General features: G+C 71.4%; 17 protein-coding genes. 14 read left to right on the forward strand and 3 right to left on the reverse strand.

Annotated features, from left to right (window positions below; genetic code table 11):
- Positions 1 to 65: 65 nt before the first annotated feature.
- The 10 genes from ACWDVB_RS08170 (at position 66) to ACWDVB_RS08215 (ending at position 16,317) form a co-directional block, all read left to right on the forward strand.
- Entirely contained in the window at positions 66 to 1,784 is a 1,719-nt protein-coding gene (locus ACWDVB_RS08170; RefSeq protein WP_451515857.1) for a PucR family transcriptional regulator, read from the forward strand.
- A gap of 158 nt (positions 1,785 to 1,942) precedes the next feature.
- A complete protein-coding gene (locus ACWDVB_RS08175) occupies positions 1,943 to 3,388 on the forward strand; it encodes an aldehyde dehydrogenase family protein (RefSeq protein WP_451515858.1) in 1,446 nt (481 codons plus the stop codon).
- 210 nt (positions 3,389 to 3,598) lie between these two features.
- Positions 3,599 to 5,536, forward strand: a complete 1,938-nt coding sequence (locus tag ACWDVB_RS08180) for an acyl-CoA dehydrogenase family protein (protein WP_451515859.1) — start codon at positions 3,599 to 3,601, stop codon at positions 5,534 to 5,536.
- 149 nt (positions 5,537 to 5,685) lie between these two features.
- Positions 5,686 to 8,430, forward strand: a complete 2,745-nt coding sequence (secA, locus tag ACWDVB_RS08185) for a preprotein translocase subunit SecA (protein ID WP_451515868.1) — start codon at positions 5,686 to 5,688, stop codon at positions 8,428 to 8,430.
- Positions 8,427 to 9,695 (forward strand): 1-deoxy-D-xylulose-5-phosphate reductoisomerase, encoded by a 1,269-nt coding sequence (gene dxr, locus ACWDVB_RS08190; protein WP_451515860.1) that lies wholly within the window; start codon positions 8,427 to 8,429, stop codon positions 9,693 to 9,695. The genes secA and dxr overlap by 4 nt, the downstream gene beginning before the upstream one ends.
- Positions 9,692 to 10,993, forward strand: a complete 1,302-nt coding sequence (locus ACWDVB_RS08195; protein ID WP_451515861.1) for a M50 family metallopeptidase — start codon at positions 9,692 to 9,694, stop codon at positions 10,991 to 10,993. Before dxr ends, ACWDVB_RS08195 begins: the two co-directional genes overlap by 4 nt.
- Positions 10,994 to 11,187: 194 nt before the next feature.
- Entirely contained in the window at positions 11,188 to 12,345 is a 1,158-nt protein-coding gene (ispG, locus tag ACWDVB_RS08200; protein WP_451519991.1) for a flavodoxin-dependent (E)-4-hydroxy-3-methylbut-2-enyl-diphosphate synthase, read from the forward strand.
- Positions 12,346 to 13,082: 737 nt separating this feature from the next.
- Complete coding sequence (locus ACWDVB_RS08205; RefSeq protein WP_451519992.1) at positions 13,083 to 13,931, forward strand: GNAT family N-acetyltransferase; 849 nt, start codon at positions 13,083 to 13,085, stop codon at positions 13,929 to 13,931.
- A 72-nt stretch (positions 13,932 to 14,003) separates the two neighbouring features.
- Positions 14,004 to 14,546 (forward strand): GNAT family N-acetyltransferase, encoded by a 543-nt coding sequence (locus ACWDVB_RS08210; RefSeq protein WP_451519993.1) that lies wholly within the window; start codon positions 14,004 to 14,006, stop codon positions 14,544 to 14,546.
- 76 nt (positions 14,547 to 14,622) lie between these two features.
- Positions 14,623 to 16,317, forward strand: a complete 1,695-nt coding sequence (locus ACWDVB_RS08215; protein WP_451519994.1) for a proline--tRNA ligase — start codon at positions 14,623 to 14,625, stop codon at positions 16,315 to 16,317.
- Between the two features lie 102 nt (positions 16,318 to 16,419).
- On the opposite strand, the gene ACWDVB_RS08220 is transcribed toward ACWDVB_RS08215, so the two are convergent.
- Genes ACWDVB_RS08220 through ACWDVB_RS08230 form a run of 3 tightly spaced genes read right to left on the reverse strand, consistent with a single transcriptional unit; the run spans position 16,420 to position 18,346 of the window.
- Positions 16,420 to 17,319 (reverse strand): aminoglycoside phosphotransferase family protein, encoded by a 900-nt coding sequence (locus ACWDVB_RS08220; RefSeq protein WP_451518670.1) that lies wholly within the window; start codon positions 17,317 to 17,319, stop codon positions 16,420 to 16,422.
- A 35-nt stretch (positions 17,320 to 17,354) separates the two neighbouring features.
- A complete protein-coding gene (locus tag ACWDVB_RS08225) occupies positions 17,355 to 17,825 on the reverse strand; it encodes a ferritin-like domain-containing protein (RefSeq protein ID WP_451518671.1) in 471 nt (156 codons plus the stop codon).
- Positions 17,822 to 18,346: a hypothetical protein gene (locus ACWDVB_RS08230; protein WP_451518672.1), complete on the reverse strand. Its 525-nt coding sequence runs from the start codon at positions 18,344 to 18,346 to the stop codon at positions 17,822 to 17,824. The genes ACWDVB_RS08225 and ACWDVB_RS08230 overlap by 4 nt, the downstream gene beginning before the upstream one ends.
- A 228-nt stretch (positions 18,347 to 18,574) precedes the next feature.
- On the opposite strand from ACWDVB_RS08230, the gene rimP reads away from it, so the two are divergent.
- The 4 genes from rimP (at position 18,575) to infB (ending at position 23,798) form a co-directional block, all read left to right on the forward strand.
- The gene (gene rimP, locus ACWDVB_RS08235; protein WP_451518673.1) at positions 18,575 to 19,093 is read left to right on the forward strand and encodes a ribosome maturation factor RimP; all 519 of its coding nucleotides are present in this window, start codon (positions 18,575 to 18,577) and stop codon (positions 19,091 to 19,093) included.
- Positions 19,094 to 19,095: 2 nt separating this feature from the next.
- Positions 19,096 to 20,085, forward strand: coding sequence for a transcription termination factor NusA (gene nusA / locus ACWDVB_RS08240; RefSeq protein ID WP_451518674.1), 990 nt, complete (start codon positions 19,096 to 19,098; stop codon positions 20,083 to 20,085).
- 111 nt (positions 20,086 to 20,196) lie between these two features.
- The gene (locus tag ACWDVB_RS08245) at positions 20,197 to 20,487 is read left to right on the forward strand and encodes a YlxR family protein (RefSeq protein ID WP_451518675.1); all 291 of its coding nucleotides are present in this window, start codon (positions 20,197 to 20,199) and stop codon (positions 20,485 to 20,487) included.
- A 146-nt stretch (positions 20,488 to 20,633) separates the two neighbouring features.
- On the forward strand, positions 20,634 to 23,798 hold the full coding sequence (gene infB / locus ACWDVB_RS08250; RefSeq protein ID WP_451518676.1) for a translation initiation factor IF-2: 3,165 nt from the start codon (positions 20,634 to 20,636) through the stop codon (positions 23,796 to 23,798).
- Positions 23,799 to 23,953: the final 155 nt, after the last annotated feature.

Consider the following 23,953-nt stretch of genomic DNA (forward strand, 5'->3'; position numbering starts at 1 on the left):
CGGGCCTCGGCCCCTCGGGTCCGCCGGGAAGCCCCCGCCCCGCCTGCCGCAGACCTGAAGGTCCCATGCCGCCCACGCTCGCCTCGCTCGTCCACCACTCCGCGCTCAAACTGACCGTGCGTGCGGGCGAGGAACGCCTGGACACCCCCGTGCGCTGGGCGCACGCCAGCGAACTCGCCGACCCCGTCCCCTACATGGAGGGCGGCGAGCTGCTCCTGATCACCGCGCTCAAGCTGGACGCGGAGGACCCGGAGACCATGCGGCGCTACGTGAAACGGCTCGCGGGCGCCGGAGTCGTCGGCCTCGGCTTCGCCGTCGGCGTCCACTACCCCGACATCCCGAAGGCCCTGCTCGACGCCGCCACCGAAGCGGACCTGCCGCTCATCGAGGTGCCGCGGCGCACGCCGTTCCTCGCCATCAGCAAGGCCGTGTCCGCCGCCATCGCCGCCGAGCAGTACCGCGCCGTGACCGCGGGCTTCGCCGCCCAGCGCGAACTGACCAAGCAGGCGCTGAGCGACGGCCCCGAAGGGCTGCTCCTCGCGCTCGCCGGGCAGGTCGACGGATGGGCCGCGCTGTACGACGCGTCCGGCGCCGTCGTCGCCACCGCGCCGGAGTGGGCCACGCGCCGGGCCGCCCGGCTCACCGCCGACGTCGAACGCCTCAGGGAGCGGCCCGCGCCCGCCAGCTCCGTCGTCGCGGGCGCCGAGGACCGCGTGGAGCTGCACTCGCTCGGCACCGGACGCAGGCCGCGCGCCGCGCTCGCCGTCGGCACGGCCTCGACCCTCGGCACCGCCGAGCGGTACGCGGTGCACTCCGCGATCGCACTCCTGACGCTCACCACGGAGCGGTCCCGCTCGCTGCACGCCGCCGAGCAGCGCATCGGCGCCGCCGTCCTGCGGATGCTGCTCGCGGGGGAGCCCGACCACGCGCGGACCGTCGCGGGGGACCTCTACGGAAGCCTCCTGGACGCGCCCTTCCGGCTCGTCGTCGCCGAGGTGGCGTCCGCGTCGGCGGCCCGGGTCCGGGCGGGCGCGGCGGGGGCCGAGGAGAGCGGCGAGGGCGCCGGTCCCTCGGCGGAGGCCGCCGCCCACGCCTCCGCCTCCGCCGCGGTCCTCGCCGTGGTGGCCGACGCCTCCGGCAGGAGCGGCGATCCGCTCGCCGCGCTCGTCGACGTCGTCGAGGCCGCCGCCGCCCGCTCCGGCGAGGCGCTGCTCGTCGTCCCCTACGGGGAGCGGCTGGTGCTCCTTGTCGTGGACGGCGGCGCGGGGGCGCGGGCCTGTGCGGAGTACGCGGCGGCGTTGGAGGCCGGGCGGAGCACGGCAGGGCGGGAGCCCACGGCGTCCGGCGAGGAGGCCGAGCTGGTGATGGGCCTGTCCGCGCCGGCCGGGCCGATCGCCGCGGCCACCGCGTACAAGCAGGCCGAGCAGGCGCTGTCCGTCGCCCGGCGGCGCGGGCGCGCCCTGGTCGAGCACGAGGAACTGGCCGCCGGGTCCGTGCTGCCGCTGCTCGCGGACGACGCGGTGCGGGCCTTCGCGGACGGGCTCCTGCGGGCGCTGCACGAACACGACGCGACGGGCCGCGGCGACCTCGTCGCCTCGCTGCGGGCGTGGCTCTCCCGGCACGGCCAGTGGGACGCGGCGGCGGCGGACCTCGGCGTCCACCGGCACACGCTGCGGTACCGCATGCGCCGGGTCGAGGAGATCCTCGGCCGCTCCCTGGACGACCCGGACGTCCGCATGGAGCTGTGGCTGTCACTGAAGGCGACGTCGGCGGGCTCCGACTGAGGGTGCGTCTTTCAGGCCTCTGACCTCCCCGCCTCTGCCAAAGAGGCGCGAGGCCCCCGGCCAGTACTCCGCGCCGGACAAACGTCAGCGACTTCGGCTGCCCCTACGGTGAGGGACGTACCCCCAGACACACCTCCGCGGAAGGGCCGGGACTCGACATGACTTCCATCCACGCCTTCTGGCTCGCCGGTCGCCAGACCACCGGCGAGACCACGTTCGACGTCACCTCGCCCTGGGACGGGCGGCTCGTCGCCAAGGCGGCCGTCCCGACCGACGCCCAGGTCGAGGAGGCGGTCGCCGCCGCGTACGCCGTGCGCGACGAGTTCGCCGCGACCCCGGCCCACGCCCGCGCCGCCGCCCTCGACCACGTGAGCCGCAGGCTCGTCGAGCGCACCGAGGAGATCGCGCAGCTCATCTCCGCCGAGAACGGCAAGCCGATCAAGTGGGCCCGCGGTGAGGTCGGCCGCGCGGTATCCGTCTTCCGGTTCGCCGCGGAGGAGGCCCGCCGCTTCAACGGCGGCGAGGCCCAGCGCCTGGACACCGACGCCGGCGGTCAGGGCCGCCTCGCCCTGACGCGCCGCTTCCCCAAGGGCGTCGTCCTCGGCATCGCGCCGTTCAACTTCCCGCTGAACCTCTGCGCGCACAAGATCGCCCCGGCCATCGCCGTCGGCGCGCCGATCATCCTGAAGCCCGCCCCGGCGACCCCGCTCTCCGGCCTCGTCCTCGGTGAGCTGCTCGCCGAGACCGAGCTGCCCGCCGGCTCCTGGTCGGTCCTGCCGGTCGCCAACGACAAGATGCCCGCCCTCGTCCAGGACGAGCGCCTTCCGGTCATCTCCTTCACCGGCTCCGACAAGGTCGGCTACGCGATCATGGACTCGGTGCCGCGCAAGCACTGCACCCTGGAGCTGGGCGGCAACGGCGCGGCCGTCGTCCTCGACGACTTCTCCTCGGAGGAGGACCTGGACTGGGCCGCCTCGCGCATCGCGACCTTCTCCAACTACCAGGGCGGCCAGTCCTGCATCTCCGTGCAGCGGGTCATCGCCGACGCCTCCGTCTACGACCGTCTCGTGCCGCGCGTCGTCAAGGCCGTCGAGGCCCAGGTCACCGGCGACCCGTCCGACCCGAAGACCGACGTCGGCCCGCTGGTCAACGAGGACGCCGCCAAGCGGGTGGAGTCCTGGGTCGACGAGGCCGTCAAGGCGGGCGCGCAGCTGCTCACCGGCGGCAGGCGCGACGGCGCCACGTACGCGCCGACCGTGCTCGCCGACGTACCGGCCGACGTGACCATCGCCTGCGAGGAGGTCTTCGGACCGGTCCTCACCCTCAAGAAGGTGGACGGCGAGGCGGAGGCGTTCGCCGCCGTCAACGACTCCAAGTACGGCCTCCAGGCGGGCGTGTTCACGCACGACCTGCGGACCGCCTTCCGCGCGCACCGCGCCCTTGAGGTCGGCGGCGTGGTCATCGGCGACGCCCCCTCCTACCGCGCCGACCAGATGCCGTACGGCGGCGTCAAGCAGTCCGGCGTCGGCCGTGAGGGCGTCCGCTTCGCGATGGACGACTACACGTACGAGCGGGTCATGGTGATGACGGGCCTCGCCCTGTAAGCAGCCGGTCCCCAAGGACAACGGCCGGAGCCCACTGTGCGGGGGCTCCGGCCGTTCTCGTACGCATGCGACGCGCGTCGTCGTACGCATGCGACGCGCGTCTCGTACGAACGCTGCGCGAGGACTGGTGGGCTCGGGACGAATGGGGTACCAACGATCCAGTAGCACCAGTCAGTAACCGACCCTTCTGCGCGGCGAGGTGAGCTCCTCATGACCGCACCAACCCCCAAACCGTCCGTGAGCGAACGCGAGGCCCGGCAGGTCGCCGAGGCCGCCCGCGAGCAGGACTGGCGCAAGCCCAGCTTCGCCAAGGAACTCTTCCTCGGCCGCTTCCGGCTCGACCTGGTCCACCCGCATCCGATGCCGCCGGACGAGGACGCCCGGCGCGGCGAGGAGTTCCTCGCCCGGCTCCGCGACTTCTGCGAGACGAAGATCGACCCGGCCCGCATCGAGCGCGAGGCCCGCATCCCCGACGAGGTCATCAAGGGCCTCAAGGACCTCGGCGCCCTCGGCATGAAGATCGACACGGCGTACGGCGGCCTCGGCCTCACGCAGGTCTACTACAACAAGGCCCTCGCCCTCGTCGGCTCCGCGAGCCCCGCGGTCGGCGCGCTGCTCTCCGCGCACCAGTCGATCGGCGTACCGCAGCCCCTGAAGATCTTCGGTACGCAGGAGCAGAAGGACGCCTTCTTGCCGCGCTGCGCCCGCACCGACATCACGGCGTTCCTGCTGACCGAGCCGGACGTCGGCTCGGACCCGGCGCGCCTCGCCACCATGGCGGTGCCCGACGGCGACGACTACGTCCTGGACGGCGTGAAGCTGTGGACCACCAACGGCGTCGTCGCGGACCTGCTCGTCGTGATGGCCCGGGTGCCGAAGTCCGAGGGGCACAAGGGCGGCATCACGGCCTTCGTCGTCGAGGCGGACTCCGACGGCGTCACCGTCGAGAACCGCAACGCGTTCATGGGCCTGCGCGGCCTGGAGAACGGCGTGACCCGCTTCCACCAGGTGCGCGTACCGGCGGCCAACCGCATCGGCCCGGAGGGCGCGGGCCTGAAGATCGCCCTCACCACCCTCAACACCGGGCGGCTCTCGCTGCCCGCCATGTGCGTCGGCGCCGGCAAGTGGTGCCTGAAGATCGCCCGCGAGTGGTCGGCCGCCCGTGAGCAGTGGGGCAAGCCGGTCGCCTTCCACGAGGCGGTCGGCGCGAAGATCTCCTTCATCGCGGCGACGACGTTCGCCCTGGAAGCCGTCCTCGACCTCTCCTCGCAGATGGCCGACGAGGACCGCAACGACATCCGCATCGAGGCCGCCCTCGCCAAGCTGTACGGCTCCGAGATGGCCTGCCTGATGGCCGACGAGCTGGTCCAGATCCGCGGCGGCCGCGGCTTCGAGACCGCCGAGTCCCTCGCCGCCCGCGGCGAGCGCGCCGTCCCCGCCGAACAGGTCCTGCGGGATCTGCGCATCAACCGCATCTTCGAGGGCTCCACGGAGATCATGCACCTGCTGATCGCCCGCGAGGCCGTCGACGCCCACCTCAAGGTCGCGGGCGACCTCATCGACCCCGACAAGACCCTCTCCGACAAGGCGAAGGCGGGCGCGCGGGCCGGCGGCTTCTACGCGCGCTGGCTGCCGAAACTCGTCGCGGGCCCCGGGCAGCTGCCGCGCTCGTACGCCGAATTCCACCCGCCCGGCCACACGGACCTCTCCGGCCATCTGCGCTATGTGGAGCGCGGCGCCCGCAAGCTGGCCCGCTCCACCTTCTACGCCATGTCCCGCTGGCAGGGAAAGATGGAGTCCAAGCAGGGCTTCCTCGGCCGGATCGTCGACATCGGGGCCGAACTCTTCGCGATGAGCGCGGCCTGCGTGCGCGCCGAACTCCTGCGCACCACAGAAGAACACGGCCGCGAGGCCTACCAGCTGGCCGACGCCTTCTGCCGCCAGTCCCGCATCCGCGTCGACGAACTCTTCGACCGCCTGTGGACCAACACGGACGAACTGGACCGCAAGGTGGTCAAGGGCGTCCTCTCCGGCACCTACACCTGGCTCGAAGCAGGAGTCATCGACCCGTCCGGCGAAGGCCCGTGGATCGCGGAAGCCACCCCCGGCCCCTCCAAACACGACAACGTCCACCGGCCCATTCGCTGAAATACGCCCCGCGCGAGGCGTTCCACCCCGCCCTGAACCGGTCCGCTTGCCGGGCAGTCGGGCCCCGCCCACAATGAGCGGACCGGCCGGGGAATCAGGGGGGAATTCCATTGTCCGTCCTCAGACTGGAACGCCTCACCGGAAAGATCATGCGCGCGGGCGAAGGCAGAACGCTGCGCCGCCTGGAACGCACAAGAGATCAGGTCAACTCCATCGAGGAGGAAGTCGAGCGGCTCTCCGACGCCGAACTGCGCTCCCTCACCGATGAGTACAGAGCGCGGTACGCCGACGGGGAGAGCCTCGACGCGCTGCTGCCCGAGGCCTTCGCGACCGTCCGCGAGGCGGCCCGGCGCACGCTCGGCATGCGCCACTTCGACGTACAGATCATGGGCGGCGGCGCCCTGCACCTCGGCAACATCGCCGAAATGCACACCGGCGAGGGAAAGACCCTCTCCGCGACGCTGCCCGCCTATCTGAACGCGCTGACCGGCAAGGGCGTCCACCTCGTCACCGTCAACGACTACCTCGCCGCGCGCGACGCCCGCTGGATGGGCCGCGCCTACCGATTCCTCGGCCTGACCGTCGGCGTCATCAAGGCCGAGATGAGCCCGGCCGAGCGCCGCGCCGCATACGCCTGCGACATCACGTACGGCACCAACAACGAATTCGGCTTCGACTATCTGCGCGACAACATGGCCTGGACGAAAGACGAACTCGTCCAGCGCGGACACCATTTCGCGATCGTCGACGAGGCGGACTCCATCCTCATCGACGAGGCACGCACCCCGCTGATCATCTCCGGACCCGCCGATCAGCCCACGCACTGGTACGGATTCTTCGCCCAGGCGGTGCGGAGGATGAAGGGCATCGCGATCCAGGAGGAGAAGTACACCACCCCGCAGGGCAAACTCGAACTGGCCGAGCTGCGCGACGCGTACGACTACGAGTACGACCTGAAGAAACGCACCGTGGCGATCCTCGACAGGGGCGTGGAATTCCTGGAGGACCAGCTGGGCATCGACAACTTCTACGACTCCGCCCACACGCCCCTCATAGGCCAGCTGAACAACGCGCTCAAGGCGAAGGAGCACTTCAAGAAGGACAAGGACTACGTCGTCACCGACGGCGAGGTCCTCATCGTCGACGAGCACACCGGACGTATCCTCGCGGGACGCCGCTACAACGAAGGCGTCCACCAGGCCATAGAGGCCAAGGAAGGCGTGACGATCAAGGACGAGAACCAGACACTCGCCACGATCACCCTCCAGAATTTCTTCCGCCTCTACGAAAAACTCTCCGGAATGACCGGCACGGCCATGACCGAGGCCGCCGAATTCCACCAGATCTACAAACTCCATGTGGTGCCCGTCCCCACCAACAAGCCGATGGTCCGCGCCGACATGCCCGACGTCATCTACCGCGACGAGTCCGTGAAATTCGAGGCGGTCGTCACGGACATCGCGGAACGGCACCGCACCGGCCAGCCCGTCCTGGTCGGCACCGTCTCCGTGGCGAAGTCCGAGCACCTCTCCGCGCTCCTCACCCGACGCGGCATCCCGCACGAGGTGCTCAACGCCAAGAACCACCGGCGCGAGGCCGAGATCGTCGCCCAGGCCGGCCGCAGGGGCGCCGTCACCGTCGCCACGAACATGGCGGGCCGCGGCACCGACATCATGCTCGGCGGCAACCCCGAGGCCATGGCGGAGACCGAGCTGAAGGAGCGCGACCTCACCCCCGAGACGGCCCCGGACGACTACCGCGAGGCCCTGGAGCGCATCGGGGCGGCGGCCGCCGCCGAGCACGACGAGGTCAAGAAACTCGGCGGCCTGTACGTCCTCGGCACCGAGCGGCACGAGTCCCGTCGCATCGACAACCAGCTGCGCGGCCGCAGCGGCCGCCAGGGCGACCCGGGCCGCTCCCGCTTCTACCTCTCGCTCGGCGACGATCTGATGCGGCTGTTCCGCGCCGAGCTGGTCGAGCGGGTCATGCTGATGGCCAACGTCCCCGACGACGTCCCCATCGAGAACAGAATGGTGACCCGCGCCATCGCCTCCGCGCAGTCCCAGGTCGAACAGCAGCACTTCGAGACCCGCAAGAACGTCCTCAAGTACGACGAGGTCCTCAACCGCCAGCGCGCCCTCATCTACGCCGAGCGCCGACGCGTCCTGGAGGGCGAGGACCTCCGCGAGCAGATCCACCACTTCATGGACGACACCATCGACGCGTACGTGGCCGCGGCGACCGAGGACGGCTTCGCCGAGGAGTGGGACCTGGACCGCCTGTGGAGCGCCTTCGACCAGCTCTACCCCGTGGGCGTCACCGCCGAGGAGCTCGACGAGAGGGCCGGCTCCCGCGCGGACCTCACCCCCCTCCTGATCGCCGAGGCCGTCATCGACGACATCCACGCGCGCTACGAGGAACGCGAACGACAGCTCGGCGAGGACGTCATGCGCGAGCTGGAGCGCCGCGTGGTGCTCTCCGTCCTCGACCGGAAATGGCGCGAGCACCTGTACGAGATGGACTACCTCCAGGAGGGCATCTGGATGCGCTCCTACCTCGGCAGGGACCCCCTCTTCGAGTTCCAGCGCGAGGGCTTCGACCTCTTCACCGCGATGATGGACGCCATCAAGGAAGAGTCCGTCGGCTACCTGTTCAACCTGGACGTCCACGTCGAACAGCGGGACCGGCCCGCCGAGGACGCGGTCGAGTTCAGCGCCGACGGCCTCCAGCCCCGTCAGCCCACGGCCCGGCTCCGCTTCAGCGCGCCCACGGTCGACACGGCGGAGGGCGTCGTACAAGGCGACCTCGCACGCCCGCCCCACACGCCACGTACGCCACATCCGGCCCCGCGCGGTCCGGGCGGAGAGGTGCAGCGGCCACAATGGGGGGCATGAGCGACAGCCCATCTCCCCTCGCCGACCCGCATCTCGTCTTCGACCCCGTCTCCCTCACCGACGGGGACGGCCCGCGGGACATCGTCATCCTCGGCTCGACGGGTTCGATCGGCACCCAGGCCATCGATCTCGTCCTGCGCAACCCCGACCGCTTCCGCGTCACCGCGCTCTCCGCCGCGGGCGGCCGCGTCGGCCTCCTCGCCGAGCAGGCCCGCCGGCTGCGGGTGAAGACCGTCGCGGTCGCCCGCGAGGACGTCGTACCGGCGCTGCGGGAAGCCCTCCAGGGGCAGTACGACGCGGGGGAGCCGCTCCCGGAGATCCTGGCCGGGCCCGACGCCGCGACGCGGCTCGCCGCGTCCGACTGCCACACGGTCCTCAACGGCATCACCGGCTCCATCGGCCTCGCGCCGACGCTCGCCGCCCTCGAAGCGGGCCGCACCCTGGCGCTCGCCAACAAGGAATCGCTCATCGTCGGCGGCCCCCTCGTCAAGGCGATCGCCAAGCCCGGCCAGATCATCCCGGTCGACTCCGAGCACGCGGCCCTCTTCCAGGCGCTCGCCGCCGGCTCCCGCGCGGACGTACGCAAGCTCGTCGTCACCGCTTCCGGCGGACCCTTCCGGGGACGTACGAAGGCCGATCTCGCGCACGTCACCCCCAAGGACGCGCTGGCGCACCCCACCTGGGCCATGGGCCCGGTGATCACCATCAACTCCGCGACGCTGGTCAACAAGGGTCTTGAGGTCATCGAGGCGCACCTCCTCTACGACATCCCCTTCGACCGCATCGAGGTCGTCGTCCACCCCCAGTCGTACGTGCACTCCATGGTCGAGTTCACCGACGGATCGACCCTCGCCCAGGCGACTCCGCCCGACATGAGCGGCCCGATCGCCATCGGCATCGGCTGGCCCGAGCGGGTGCCCGACGCGGCGCCCGCCTTCGACTGGACGAAGGCGTCCAGCTGGGAGTTCTTCCCGCTCGACAACGACGCGTTCCCGTCGGTCGGGCTCGCCCGGCACGTCGGAGAGCTCGCGGGCACGGCCCCGGCGGTGTTCAATGCCGCCAACGAGGAGTGCGTGGACGCGTTCCTCAAGGGCGCGCTGCCCTTCAACGGCATCATGGAGACGGTGACGAAGGTCGTGGCGGAACACGGCACCCCGTCAGCGGGAACTTCCCTGACCGTCGCGGACGTCCTCGAAGCGGAGACCTGGGCGCGCGCTCGGGCACGCGAACTGGCAGCCAAGACGACCGCGGAGGCTCGTGCATGACGACCTTGATGATGATCCTCGGGATAGTCGTCTTCGTGATCGGGCTGCTCTTCTCGATCGCCTGGCACGAGCTGGGGCACCTGTCGACCGCCAAGATGTTCGGCATCCGCGTGCCGCAGTACATGGTCGGCTTCGGCCCGACCCTGTTCTCGCGCAAGAAGGGCGACACCGAGTACGGCATCAAGGCCATCCCCCTCGGCGGCTACATCCGCATGATCGGCATGTTCCCGCCGGGCGCCGACGGCCGCATAGAGGCACGCTCCACCTCGCCCTGGCGCGGCATGATCGAGGACGCCCGCTCGGCGGCCTTCGAGGAGCTCAGGCCCGGCGACGAGACCCGCCTCTTCTACACGCGCAAGCCGTGGAAGCGCGTGATCGTGATGTTCGCGGGCCCCTTCATGAACCTCGTCCTCGCCGTGGCGATCTTCCTCGGCGTGATGATGACGTTCGGCATCAGCAGCCAGACGACCCAGGTCAGCAAGGTCTCGGACTGCGTCATCCAGCAGAGCGAGAACCGCGCCAAGTGCGAGAAGGGCGACAAGGCCGCGCCCGCCAAGGCGGCGGGGCTCAAGCCGGGCGACAAGATCGTCGCCTTCCAGGGTCGGTCCGTGGACGACTGGTCCACGCTCCAGACCAAGATCCGCGACACCATCGGCCCGGCCACCATCACGGTCGAGCGCGACGGCGAGCGCGTGGACCTGCACGCGAACCTGATCAAGAACCAGGTCACCAAGACCGACGGCGACGGCGCGTACGTCGAGGGCAAGTACGTCTACGCGGGCTTCCTCGGCTTCACCCCCGCCACCGGCATCGTCCAGCAGTCCTTCGGCGACTCCGTGGAGCGCATGGGCGACATGATGGAGAACGGCGTCGAGTCGATCATCGCCCTGCCGTCCAAGGTCCCGGACCTCTGGGACGCGGCGTTCGGCGACGGAGAGCGCAAGCAGGACTCGCCGATGGGCGTGGTCGGCGCCGCCCGCGTCGGCGGTGACGTGTTCACCCTGGACATCCCGCCGCAGAACCAGATCGCGATGATGCTCTTCCTCATCGCGGGCTTCAACCTCTCGCTCTTCCTCTTCAACATGCTGCCGCTGCTCCCGCTCGACGGCGGACACATCGCGGGCGCCCTGTGGGAGTCCGTGCGCCGCAACGTGGCGAAGGTCCTGCGCCGCCCCGACCCCGGCCCGTTCGACGTGGCGAAGCTGATGCCGGTCGCCTATGTGGTGGCCGGGATCTTCATCTGCTTCACGATCCTCGTGCTCATCGCGGACGTGGTGAATCCGGTGAGAATCTCCTAGTTCTACGAAGTTTGCGGCGGCCCGGCACTTTATGTGCCGGGCCGCCCTCCATTGGGTGGACTTACGGACGGGGTGTGCCCGCGCCGCCCGGGGTGCCGTAATCTCGAAGCCTGGAGCCCGTCGATCTCGGGACCCAGATCCACACTCTTGTGACCCACACTCTGTGAATCCACACTCTTGGGGATGCTCGCCAGATGACTGCCGTATCGCTCGGAATCCCGTCCGTTCCGACCAAGCTCGCCGACCGAAGGGTCAGCCGCAAGATCCAGGTCGGCTCGGTGGCTGTCGGTGGGGACGCGCCGGTGTCGGTCCAGTCGATGACGACGACGCGTACGTCGGACATCGGTGCGACGCTGCAGCAGATCGCGGAGCTGACGGCGTCGGGCTGCCAGATCGTACGAGTGGCCTGCCCGACGCAGGATGACGCGGACGCGCTGTCGACGATCGCGCGGAAGTCGCAGATCCCGGTGATCGCCGACATCCATTTCCAGCCGAAGTACGTATTCGCGGCGATCGACGCGGGCTGCGCGGCGGTCCGCGTGAACCCCGGGAACATCAAGCAGTTCGACGACAAGGTGAAGGAGATCGCGCGCGCCGCCAAGGACGCGGGCACGCCGATCCGCATCGGTGTCAACGCGGGCTCCCTCGACGCGCGCCTCCTGAAGAAGTACGGCAAGGCGACCCCCGAGGCACTGGTCGAGTCCGCCCTCTGGGAGGCGTCGCTCTTCGAGGAGCATGACTTCCGGGAGATCAAGATCTCGGTGAAGCACAACGACCCGGTGGTCATGGTCAACGCCTACCGCCAGCTGGCCGCCCAGTGCGACTACCCCCTGCACCTCGGCGTCACCGAGGCGGGCCCGGCGTTCCAGGGCACGATCAAGTCGGCGGTCGCCTTCGGCGCGCTGCTCTCCGAGGGCATCGGCGACACGATCCGCGTCTCGCTCTCCGCCCCTCCGGCGGAGGAGATCAAGGTCGGCATGCAGATCCTGGAGTCCCTGAACCTCCGCCAGCGCCGCCTGGAGATCGTCTCCTGCCCCTCCTGCGGCCGCGCCCAGGTGGACGTCTACAAGCTGGCCGAGGAGGTCACGGCCGGCCTGGACGGCATGGAGGTCCCGCTCCGCGTCGCCGTCATGGGCTGCGTGGTGAACGGCCCGGGTGAGGCCCGCGAGGCCGACCTCGGTGTCGCCTCCGGCAACGGCAAGGGCCAGATCTTCGTCAAGGGCGAGGTCATCAAGACCGTCCCCGAGTCGAAGATCGTGGAGACCCTCATCGAAGAGGCGCTGAAGATCGCCGAACAGATGGAGAAGGACGGCGTCGCCTCCGGCGAGCCGACGGTCGCCGTCGCAGGCTGACCCGCCCCCTCCACGCCGATGCCCCGCCGCTCCCAGAGCGCCGGGGCACACGTGTCCCCGCGCCGCGGGGGTCACTCCTCTCGATACGCGCCCTGCCCCCACCGTGCCGCGGGGGTCACACATCTCGATACGCCCCCCGCCCCGCGCGGCCCCGCCGCGACGGACGCCTCCCACCCCCCGTCTCGCCCCGCACAAGCCGCCCGGCGCGCCCCTGCCCCACCGCTCCGCGACGGCCGTCGCCTGCGGGGTGCTGTTCCGCGCGGTGCGCCACTGTCCCGCCGCTTCGCGGCGGATGCTTCCCACCCACCCACCCGTCTCGCCGCACCATCCCCGCACAAACCCCGCCCCGCTCCTACGGCACAGCCCCACACGGGGCAAACGGGCGGGTGGGTGGGAGACCCGCCGCGAAGCGGCGAAAGCCCCCACCAGAGCAGACCCGCCCATGAGTCCTCAGGTGGAGCCTCGCCGCGCATCGGTGCATAGCCCCCGCCGGAGGGAGAGCCGCCCACGAACCCCCAGGCGGAGCCCCGCCGCGCAGCGGCGAAAAGCCCCCGCCCGGGAAGCGCCGCCCACGAGCCCCCACGCGAGAAGCCCGCCGCGCAGCGGCACCACCCCCACCGGGGGGAAAGCCGCCCACACCCCCCACCCGGGACGGACAAAAGGCGCCCCCCGCACAAGGCGCCCCCGCCAGGTACAGTGCGGAGATCAGCAAACCGCGTATGGTGAGGCCCCCGCACGTGTTGACTCAGACCACCACCCGGGTCCTCGAACCGAGTGACCTGGACGCCGCGCTCGCCGTGCTCGGCCGCGAGCCGGTCGCGAACGCCTTCGTGACCGCCCGCGTCCAGGTGGCCGGCCTCGACCCCTGGCGCCTCGGCGGCGAGATGTGGGGCTGGTACGAGGACGGCATGCTGGAGTCCCTCTGCTACGCGGGCGCCAACCTCGTCCCGATCTGCGCGACCCCGCGAGCCGTCCGCGGCTTCGCCGACCGCGCCCGCAGGGCCGGCCGCCGCTGCTCCTCCATCGTCGGCCCCGCGGCCTCCACCGCCCAGCTGTGGCGACTCCTCGAACCGTCCTGGGGCCCCGCCCGCGAGGTCCGCGCCCAGCAGCCTCTGATGGTCACCGACCGGCTCCCGGACGACATCGCCCCCGACCCCTACGTCCGCCGCGTACGCAAGGACGAGATGGACGCGATCATGCCGGCGTGCGTGGCGATGTTCACGGAGGAGGTCGGCGTATCGCCGATGGCCGGCGACGGCGGGCTCCTCTACCAGGCCCGCGTCGCCGAACTCGTCGGTTCGGGCCGCTCCTTCGCCCGCCTCGACCAGCACGGCAAGGTCGTCTTCAAGGCGGAGATCGGCGCCGCCACGACCCAGGCCTGCCAGGTCCAGGGCGTCTGGGTGGCGCCCGAGTACCGAGGCCGCGGCCTCGCCGCACCCGGCATGGCGGCCGTCCTGCGCTACGCCCTCGCGGACGTCGCCCCCGTGGTCAGCCTGTACGTCAACGACTACAACACCGCGGCCAGAGCGGCGTACCGACGCGTCGGCTTCAGCGAAGTCGGCGCGTTCATGAGCGTCCTGTTCTGACGCGCGGGACCGGCCCCCGCCCGCACCGAGCGCCCTGTTCAGAAGCGCGGCGGCGCGAAGTAGGGTCGCCCCATGACTGACGACGTCGTGATCGGGCCCCTCGACCTCGCCGCGCGGGTGGACGAAGCGCTGGAGGTCCAGGCCCACGCCTTCGGGCTGAGCGGCGACGAGGTCGCCGTGCGGCGCCAGATCGTCCTGCGCCACCTCACGTACCCGGGCGCCCGCTCGTTCGGCGCGACCACCCCCGACGACCGGCTCGTCGGGTTCGTCTACGGCATGCCCAACGACCGCCGCCACTGGTGGTCGACGGTCGTCGAGCCGTACCTGCGCGGCAGGGACCTGGACGACTGGCTCGACGACTCCTTCGTCATCACCGAACTGCACGTGCACCCCGGCCACCAGAACCGCGGCATCGGCCGCACGCTGATCACCACCATCATGGAGGGCGTCCCCGAGCCCCGCTCGATCCTCTCCGCGATCGACGTCGAGAGCCCGGCCCGCGGCCTGTACCGCTCGCTCGGCTACACCGACCTGGCGCGCCGCGTCCTGTTCCCCAGCGCCCCCAAGCCGTACGCCGTGATGGGCGCCCCGCTGCCCCTGCCGCGCCGGGCCTGAGCCGGAACCGATTTCCGCCCGCGCCCAAGCCCCGGCTAACCTCCTGCACACCACCCTTATCCAGCAGGAGTTCACCATGGCCCAGGTCCAGCGCATGTCCCGATTGATGGTCAAGACACTGCGCGACGACCCCGCGGACGCCGAGACGCTCAACCACAAGCTTCTCGTCCGGGCCGGTTACGTCCGCCGTACCGCCGCCGGCATCTGGTCCTGGCTGCCGCTCGGCAAGAAGGTCTACGAGAACATCGCCCGCGTCGTCCGCGAGGAGATGGACGCCATCGGCGGCCAGGAGGTGCTGCTCCCGGCGCTCCTGCCGAAGGAGCCCTACGAGGCGTCCGGCCGCTACGAGGAGTACGGCGACCTGCTCTTCCGCCTCAAGGACCGCAAGGGCGCCGACTACCTCCTCGGCCCGACCCACGAGGAGATCTTCACCCAGCTCGTCAAGGACCAGTGCTCGTCCTACAAGGACCTGCCGGTGATCCTCTACCAGATCCAGACCAAGTACCGCGACGAGGCCCGCCCGCGCGCCGGTGTGCTGCGCGGCCGCGAGTTCCAGATGAAGGACTCGTACTCCTTCGACACCACGGACGAGGGCCTCGCCGAGTCGTACGGTCTGCACCGCGGCGCCTACCAGCGAATCTTCGAGCGCCTCGGCCTCGACTACCGCATCGTGTCCGCCGTCGCGGGCGCCATGGGCGGCTCCAAGTCCGAGGAGTTCCTGGCCCCGGCCCCGGCCGGCGAGGACACCTTCGTGGACTGCCCGGCGTGCGACTACGCCGCCAACACCGAGGCCGTCACCTTCGCGCTCGCCCCGGTCGACGGCTCGGCGCACGGCCCCGTCGAGGAGCTGGACACCCCCGACACCCCGACCATCGAGACCCTCGCCGAGCACCTCGGCGTCCCGGCGTCGGCGACCCTGAAGAACCTCCTGGTCAAGGTCGACGGCGAGATCGTGGCCGTCGGCGTCCCCGGCGACCGCGAGGTCGACCTCGGCAAGCTCGGCGAGCACCTGGCCCCGGCGGAGGTCGAGCTCGTCACCGCCGAGGACTTCGTCGGCCGCCCCGACCTCGTACGCGGCTACGTCGGCCCGCAGGGCCTGGCGAAGGTCCGCTACATCGCCGACCCGCGCGTCGCCCCGGGCACGTCCTGGATCACGGGCGCCAACAAGCAGGACAAGCACGCCAAGAACGTCGTCTGCGGCCGTGACTTCGAGGTCGACGAGTACCTGGACGTCGTGGTGGTCCAGGAGGGCGACCCGTGCCCGTCCTGCGGCACCGGCCTCAAGCTGGACCGCGCCATCGAGATCGGCCACATCTTCCAGCTCGGCCGCAAGTACGCAGACACCTTCCAGCTCGACGTCCTCGGCAACCAGGGCAAGCCGGTCCGCGTGACCATGGGCTCGTACGGCATCGGCGTCTCCCGCGCGGTGGCGGCGCTCGCCGAGCAGACCGCCGACGACAAGGGCCTGTGCTGGCCCAAGGAGATCGCCCCCGCCGACGTCCACGTGGTCGCCGCGGGCAAGGCGCTCCAGACCGAGCTGGCCCTCGACGTCGCCGAGCAGCTGGGCGCCGCGGGCGCGCGCGTCCTGGTGGACGACCGGGCCGGGGTCTCCCCGGGCGTGAAGTTCACCGACGCCGAGCTGATCGGCATCCCGCAGATCCTGGTCGCGGGCCGCCGGTCCGCCGAGGGCATCGTGGAACTGAAGGACCGCCGCACGGGCGAGCGCGAGGAACTCACGGTGGCGGAGGCGGTCGCCCGCCTGACGGCCTAGTAAGCAAACGCCGGAGGGGCCGACAGAGTCAGCCCCTCCGGCGTTTGAGGAGCGGGGTCTGGGGCGGCGCCCCAGGAAACGGCGCCGCACGGGCGGGACCGCCTAAAGCCACCCCGCGAACTCCAAAAGCAGCTCCGCATCCTGGGGACGCCCCACCCGCAGAGCCCGGACCCCCGACTCCACGGCCCGGAACAGCGTCCATCCCCGCAGCCTCTCCTGATCCACCTCAAGAGACTCCGCGAGCTTCTTCACACGCCGCCGCGTGATCGCCGGACCGGACGGCGAGGCGATCAGATCCTCCACCCGGTCACGCACGAGCCGCGCCAGATCGAAGGAGGGCTCACCGACCACCGGGTCGGGCCCCACCGCCAGCCACGGCATCCGCTCCCCGGCAAGGACCTTGCTCTGCCGGAAGGTGCCGTGCAGCAGCCGCGGTGCCACCTCCACGGCCAGCAGTTCCTCCCGGACGGTCAGCGCCGCGTCGACCAGCGGCACGACCTCCGCCTCCGCGGCGGCGGAACCCCGCATCGCCTCGGCCTGCCGCCCCGTCCGCTCGGCGACCGTCTCGAAGCGGTGCCCGGCGGGCGGCTCCACCCACAGGCGCCGCAGCGTCCCCGCGGCTTCGAGCAGGGCCTTGGCCTCGGGCAGCGACCGCACGGACACGTCACGGTGCAGCCGCTCAAGGAGCAGCGCCCCGTCCGAGCACTCGGGGTCGAGCAGCCGGGCGGCGCCGAGTCCGCCCCAGTGCGCGAGGGCGGCCCGCTCGCTCTCCGGCCGGGACCGGGGCGGCACGAGCTTGAGCACGGCGGGCGTGCCGTCGGCCCGCCGCACCAGCACGACGAGGCCGCTGCGCCCACCGGGGACATGGACCCGCTCGACGGTCAACTCGCGTGGCGCGACGGCCCGTTCCACCGCCTCGGGCAGCTTCTCCAGCCAGTCGTCGCCGTCCTGCGCCGTCTCGCCGAGTGCGGTGACGAGGCGTCGCGGCGGTTCGAAAGCCATGCGCGAGTCGATCCCTTCCTGGATGGGGCGATGGGTTACGCCTTGGGCGTCGCCGGCGCCGATGAGCCGGGCGTGGTGGACCGCTCGGCGAGCCCAGGGAAGGCTACGCTCCCGCCCCGCCACCGCGCCGCCCGGACCGCCGCCTCGCGCAGCGCCCGCGCGGCGCCGGCCCGCCGGCTGCCCGAAGAGGCGCGTACGAGATCGGAGTAGACCCCGGCGACCCGGTCCTCCAGCTCGGCGGCGAGCCGCGCGGCGGCGGCGGCGTCCGGCACCGGGAAGGGCAGCGCGTAGGCGGCGTCCGCGGACTGCGGCTCGCCGCCCAGGTCGCGCACGGCGCGCTGCAGTTCGTCGCGCCGGGCGCGGTGCGCGTCGTACGCGGTGCGCGCCTCCGCCCTGCGCTTCTCGCCGGTCCGGCCGCCGACGACCCCGTAGCCGTACACGGCGGCGTGCTCGGCGGCCAGGGCGGCCTGCACGGCCTTCAGCTCGTCGTCCTTGGACTCGCTCACTTGTCGCCCTTCGTCAGCAGATACGCGTGGGCCGCCCCGGCGGCGGCCACCGACGCGAGCAGCCTGGCCTGCTCGGCGGAGGCGTCGACCAGGGCCGCTCCCCGCCGGTCGGCGAGCTCGCGCTCGGCGCCGGCCAGTTCGCGCACCGCCTTCTTGGGATCGGACGCCACGGAGGGTTCCGGAGCGGCCGCGCCGCCGGAGGCCGACGGGGAAGCGGACGCCGGAGCGCGGCCGCCCGCGAACGCCTCCGCGTGCTTCTCCACCTCCGCGCGCAGCGGCCGGAGCCGGCCGGCGAGCGAAGGATGGGCGGCGAGCACGGCGTCGTACCGCGCGAGCAGCTCCCTGCTGTCCTCGGCCGCCTCGGCGCGCAGCCGGCGTACGGCGGACGGCTCGGCGCCGGGGCCGGCGGCGTCCGAACAGCCCGTGAGCAGCGCCGCGGACGCGACGCCGGCGGCCCCGGCGAACAGGCTCCTTCGGCGCGGTCCCGGGCGGGACCGTGGTGCGGTGGGATACGACGGCACGGCAGACGTCCTCGGAAGGAAGGCCAAAAGGCGCGAGCGAGAAGGAAGGAAGTGGGCGCGGGCCCTGTGATCACCGTACCTTCGGACGGTCTCCGTACGGGTGAGCGGCTCGGGGCCGAGCCGGGCACGGCCCCTCAGGTGGGCGGCAACACCCCTCGGGACCGGATACCCTTTGACCTGACACGCGACGATCCCCACAACAGCACACGCGGCCGAGGAGTCACCCGGATGAGCACCACCCAGAGCGAGAGGCTGCGGCAACTACTGGAACCGCTCGTCAGCTCCCAGGACCTGGATCTCGAAGAGATCGAAGTGGCCTCGGTCGGACGCAAGCGAGTGCTGAGAGTCGTCATCGACTCCGAGGACGGCGTGGATCTGGACCAGATCGCGGAGGTGAGCCGCCTGCTCTCCGCGAAGCTCGACGAGACCGACGCGATGGGCGAGGGGGAGTACGACCTGGAGGTCGGTTCCCCCGGCGCCGAGCGCGCGCTGACCGAGCGCCGTCACTACCGGCGCGCCGTCGACCGCCTGGTGAAGTTCCAGCTCACCGAGGGCGACGAGCTGATCGCCCGCATCCTCACCGTGGACGACGAGGGACTCGACCTCGAAGTGCCCGGCGTGAAGGGCCGCAAGCCCTCCGCCCGGCGCCTCGCCTTCGACGAGATCGACAAGGCACGTGTGCAGGTCGAGTTCAGCCGCAAGGACAGCAAGGACAAGAAGGACATGAAGGAAGAGGAGGAGGCGTAGCCGTGGACATCGACATGAGTGCCCTGCGGGGTCTGGTACGGGAGAAGGAGATCTCCTTCGACCTCCTCGTCGAGGCGATCGAGTCGGCCCTCCTCATCGCCTACCACCGCACCGAAGGCAGCTTCCGCCGCGCACGGGTGAAGCTGGACCGCGAGAGCGGCCATGTGACGGTGTGGGCGACGGAGGACCCGGCGGACCTCGAAGAGGGCCAGGAGGCCAAGGAGTTCGACGACACCCCGTCCGACTTCGGCCGCATCGCCGCGACGACCGCCAAGCAGGTCATCCTGCAGCGCCTGCGCGACGCCCAGGACGACGCGACGCTCGGTGAGTACGCCGGGCGCGAGGGCGACATCGTCACCGGCGTGGTCCAGCAGGGCCGCGACCCGAAGAACGTCCTGGTCGACATCGGCAAGCTCGAAGCCATCCTGCCGGTGCAGGAGCAGGTGCCGGGCGAGGAGTACCCCCACGGGATGCGCCTTCGCTCGTACGTCGTACGCGTGGCGAAGGGCGTCCGCGGCCCGTCCGTGACGCTGTCGCGCACCCACCCCAGCCTGGTGAAGAAGCTCTTCGCGCTCGAAGTGCCGGAGATCGCCGACGGTTCCGTCGAGATCTCGGCCATCGCCCGCGAGGCCGGCCACCGCACCAAGATCGCCGTGCGCTCGACCCGCTCGGGGCTCAACGCCAAGGGCGCCTGCATCGGCCCGATGGGCAGCCGTGTGCGCAATGTCATGGCGGAGCTGAACGGCGAGAAGATCGACATCGTCGACTGGTCGGACGACCCGGCGGACATGGTCGCCCACGCGCTCTCCCCGGCCCGCGTCAGCAAGGTCGAGATCGTCGACCTCGGCGCGCGCTCGGCCCGGGTCACCGTGCCGGACTACCAGCTGTCCCTCGCCATCGGCAAGGAGGGGCAGAACGCCCGCCTGGCCGCGCGGCTCACGGGCTGGCGCATCGACATCAGGCCCGACACGGAGCAGCCCGCCGACCAGTAGCGGGGGAATAAATCCGGGCGATCACCGCTTGGATCACGACAGTATGTGGCGAGTAGCCGTTCGATTTCTGCCCCAAAGGGGTGAGGTCGGTGCGGGGAGGTAGACTTAAGCGTGTCTGGCCGGACGCATGCCCGCGCATGCCCTGAGCGCACCTGTGTGGGGTGCCGGGAGCGAGCGGCCAAGAGCGAGCTGCTGCGCATCGTGGCGATCGAGGGCGACTGCGTCCCCGACCGAAGCGGTACGCTGCCCGGCCGGGGTGCGTATGTGCATCCCGCCCTGGTCTGTCTGGACCTGGCGGTCCGCCGCCGGGCGTTTCCAAGGGCCTTCCGCGGCCCTGGACCGTTCGGCACAGAGGCGTTGCGCCGCGCTGTCGAGACAGTTGCCGAGCAGGCAACACCGTAAGACGTGGTCGCACGGAACCCCGTGCGGCCTTGGTATTCCGCGAGTTGGAAGTAGGTCGAGATTGCGATGAGCACTCGATGAGCACGCGATGAGTACGCCCATGAAGTAGCGACGGTCCGGCGTAACCCGGACCTAAAAGGAGCGAAGTGGCTAAGGTCCGGGTATACGAACTCGCCAAGGAGTTCGGGGTAGAGAGCAAGGCCGTCATGGCCAAGCTCCAAGAACTCGGTGAATTCGTACGTTCGGCGTCCTCGACGATCGAGGCGCCCGTGGTACGCAAACTGACTGACGCATTCCAGCAGGGTGGCAACGGCAAGTCCGCCGCCAAGCCCGGCGCGCCGCGCAAGCAGGCCGCCCCCAAGCCGCCGGCCCCCTCGGGCTCGGCGTCTCCCTCTCCCGCGCAGGCCGCCCGTCCGGGTCCGGCCGCGCCCAAGCCGCCGGCGCCCAAGCCCGAGGCCGAGAAGCCCGCGGCTTCTCCGGCGGCCCCGGGCCCGCGCCCGACGCCGGGTCCGAAGCCTCCGGCCCCCAAGCCGGCCCCGGCCTCCCCGGCGCCGACCACCCCGGAGTTCACCGCTCCGCCGGCGGCTCCGGAGGCTCCGGCCGCCCCCGCGGCCTCGCAGGCCCCTCAGGCCCCGCGTCCGGCCACCCGTCCCGGTGCCCCGAAGCCCGGTGGCCGCCCGGCCCCCGCTCAGGGTGGCCAGGGCCAGGGTGGTCGCGGCGAGCGTGGTGACCGCCCCGAGCGCGGCGACCGTGGCGACCGTCAGGGTGCTCCGCGCCCCGGCGGCCAGGGCGCCCCGCGTCCCGGCGGTGCCCGTCCCTCGGGTCCGCGTCCGGGCAACAACCCCTTCACCTCTGGTGGCTCCACCGGCATGGCGCGCCCGCAGGCGCCCCGTCCGGGCGGCGCACGTCCCGGCCCCGGCGGCCAGGGCGGCCCCGGCGGCGCCCCGCGCCCGCAGGGTCAGGGTGGCCCCGGTGGCGCGCCCCGTCCGCAGGGTCAGGGCGGCGCACGTCCGTCCCCGGGCGGCATGCCTCGCCCGCAGGGCGGCGCTCCGCGTCCCGGCGGCGGTCCCGCCGGTAACCGTCCGAACCCGGGCATGATGCCGCAGCGTCCCGCTGCCGGCCCGCGTCCCGGTGGTGGCCCCGGCGGTGGCCGTGGTCCTGGCGGCGGCGGCGGTGGTCGTCCCGGCGGTGCCGGTGGCGGTCGTCCCGGTGGCGGCGGCTTCGCCGGTCGTCCGGCCGGTCCCGGTGGCGGTGGCGGCGGTTTCGCCGGTCGTCCCGGCGGTCCCGGTGGCGGCGGCGGTGCCGGTCGTCCCGGTGGTGGCGGCGGCTTCGGCGGCCGTCCCGGCTTCGGCGGTCGTCCCGGTGGTCCCGGTGCCCGTGGTGGCACGCAGGGTGCGTTCGGCCGTCCCGGTGGGCCCGCCCGCCGTGGCCGCAAGTCGAAGCGGCAGAGGCGCCAGGAGTACGAGGCCATGCAGGCCCCGTCGGTGGGCGGCGTCATGCTGCCTCGCGGCAACGGACAGACCGTCCGCCTGTCGCGCGGTGCCTCGCTGACCGACTTCGCCGAGAAGATCAACGCCAACCCGGCGTCGCTCGTCGGCGTGATGATGAACCTCGGCGAGATGGTCACCGCCACGCAGTCCGTCTCCGACGAGACGCTGAAGCTCCTCGCGGACGAGATGAACTTCGTCCTGGAGATCGTCAGCCCGGAGGAGGAGGACCGCGAGCTCCTGGAGTCGTTCTCCATCGAGTTCGGCGAGGACGAGGGTGGCGAGGAGATGCTCGTCTCCCGTCCGCCGGTCGTGACCGTCATGGGTCACGTCGACCACGGTAAGACCCGACTTCTGGACGCGATCCGCAAGACGAACGTCGTCGCGGGCGAGGCCGGCGGTATTACGCAGCACATCGGTGCGTACCAGGTCGCCACCGAGGTCAACGGCGAAGAGCGCGCCATCACCTTCATCGACACACCCGGTCACGAGGCGTTCACCGCCATGCGTGCCCGTGGTGCGAAGTCCACCGACATCGCGATCCTCGTGGTCGCGGCGAACGACGGTGTGATGCCGCAGACGATCGAGGCGCTGAACCACGCCAAGGCGGCCGACGTGCCGATCGTGGTCGCGGTCAACAAGATCGACGTCGAGGGTGCCGACCCGGTCAAGGTGCGCGGTCAGCTCACCGAGTTCGGTCTGGTGGCCGAGGAGTACGGCGGCGACACCATGTTCGTCGACATCTCCGCGCGCCAGGGCCTCAACATCGAGCAGCTGCTCGAGGCCGTGGTCCTGACCGCGGACGCCTCGCTCGACCTGCGGGCCAACCCGGAGCAGGACGCGCAGGGTATTGCCATCGAGGCCCACCTCGACAAGGGCCGCGGCGCCGTCGCGACCGTCCTCGTCCAGCGCGGTACCCTCCGCGTCGGCGACACGATGGTCGCCGGTGACGCGTACGGCCGAGTCCGCGCGATGCTCGACGACAAGGGCGAGAACGTGGAAGAGGCGACTCCGTCGACCCCGGTCCTCGTTCTCGGTCTCACCAACGTCCCGGGCGCGGGCGACAACTTCCTGGTCGTCGACGAGGACCGTACGGCCCGTCAGATCGCCGAGAAGCGTGCCGCCCGTGAGCGCAACGCCGCGTTCGCCAAGCGCACCCGCCGGGTGTCCCTGGAGGACCTCGACCAGGTGCTCAAGGCCGGTCTGGTCCAGGACCTCAACATCATCATCAAGGGCGACGCGTCCGGTGCGGTCGAGGCTCTCGAGTCCTCGCTGCTCCAGCTCGACGTCGGTGAAGAGGTCGACATCCGCGTCCTGCACCGCGGTGTGGGTGCGGTCACGGAGTCGGACATCGACCTGGCGATGGGCTCCGACGCCATCGTCATCGGCTACAACGTCCGTGCGGCCGGCCGTGCCGCGCAGATGGCGGAGCGCGAGGGCGTCGACGTCCGCTACTACTCGGTGATCTACCAGGCCATCGAGGAGATCGAGGCGGCCCTCAAGGGCATGCTCAAGCCGGAGTACGAGGAGGTCGAGCTCGGCACCGCGGAGATCCGCGAGGTCTTCCGCTCGTCCAAGCTCGGCAACATCGCGGGTGTGCTCATCCGTTCCGGCGAGGTCAAGCGCAACACCAAGGCCCGGCTCATCCGCGACGGCAAGGTCGTCGCGGAGGACCTCAACATCCAGGGTCTGCGCCGCTTCAAGGACGATGTCACCGAGATCCGCGAAGGCTTCGAGGGCGGTATCAACCTCGGAAACTTCAACGACATCAAGATCGACGACGTCATCGCGACGTACGAGATGCGCGAGAAGCCGCGCGGCTGATCGACTGCCTCACAGCAGTCTGATCGAGTCTGATCTGCGCGGTCAGTGTCGGGGCCGGTCGGCGGGGAAACAATCCCGTCGATCGGCCCCGGCCGTTCCGTGTACGGTTCTTGTGTCCCTGCCAAGTGGTTGGCGGGGCGCCGAACCCGTACCGG

The organism is Streptomyces sp. NPDC003379 (assembly GCF_053589195.1).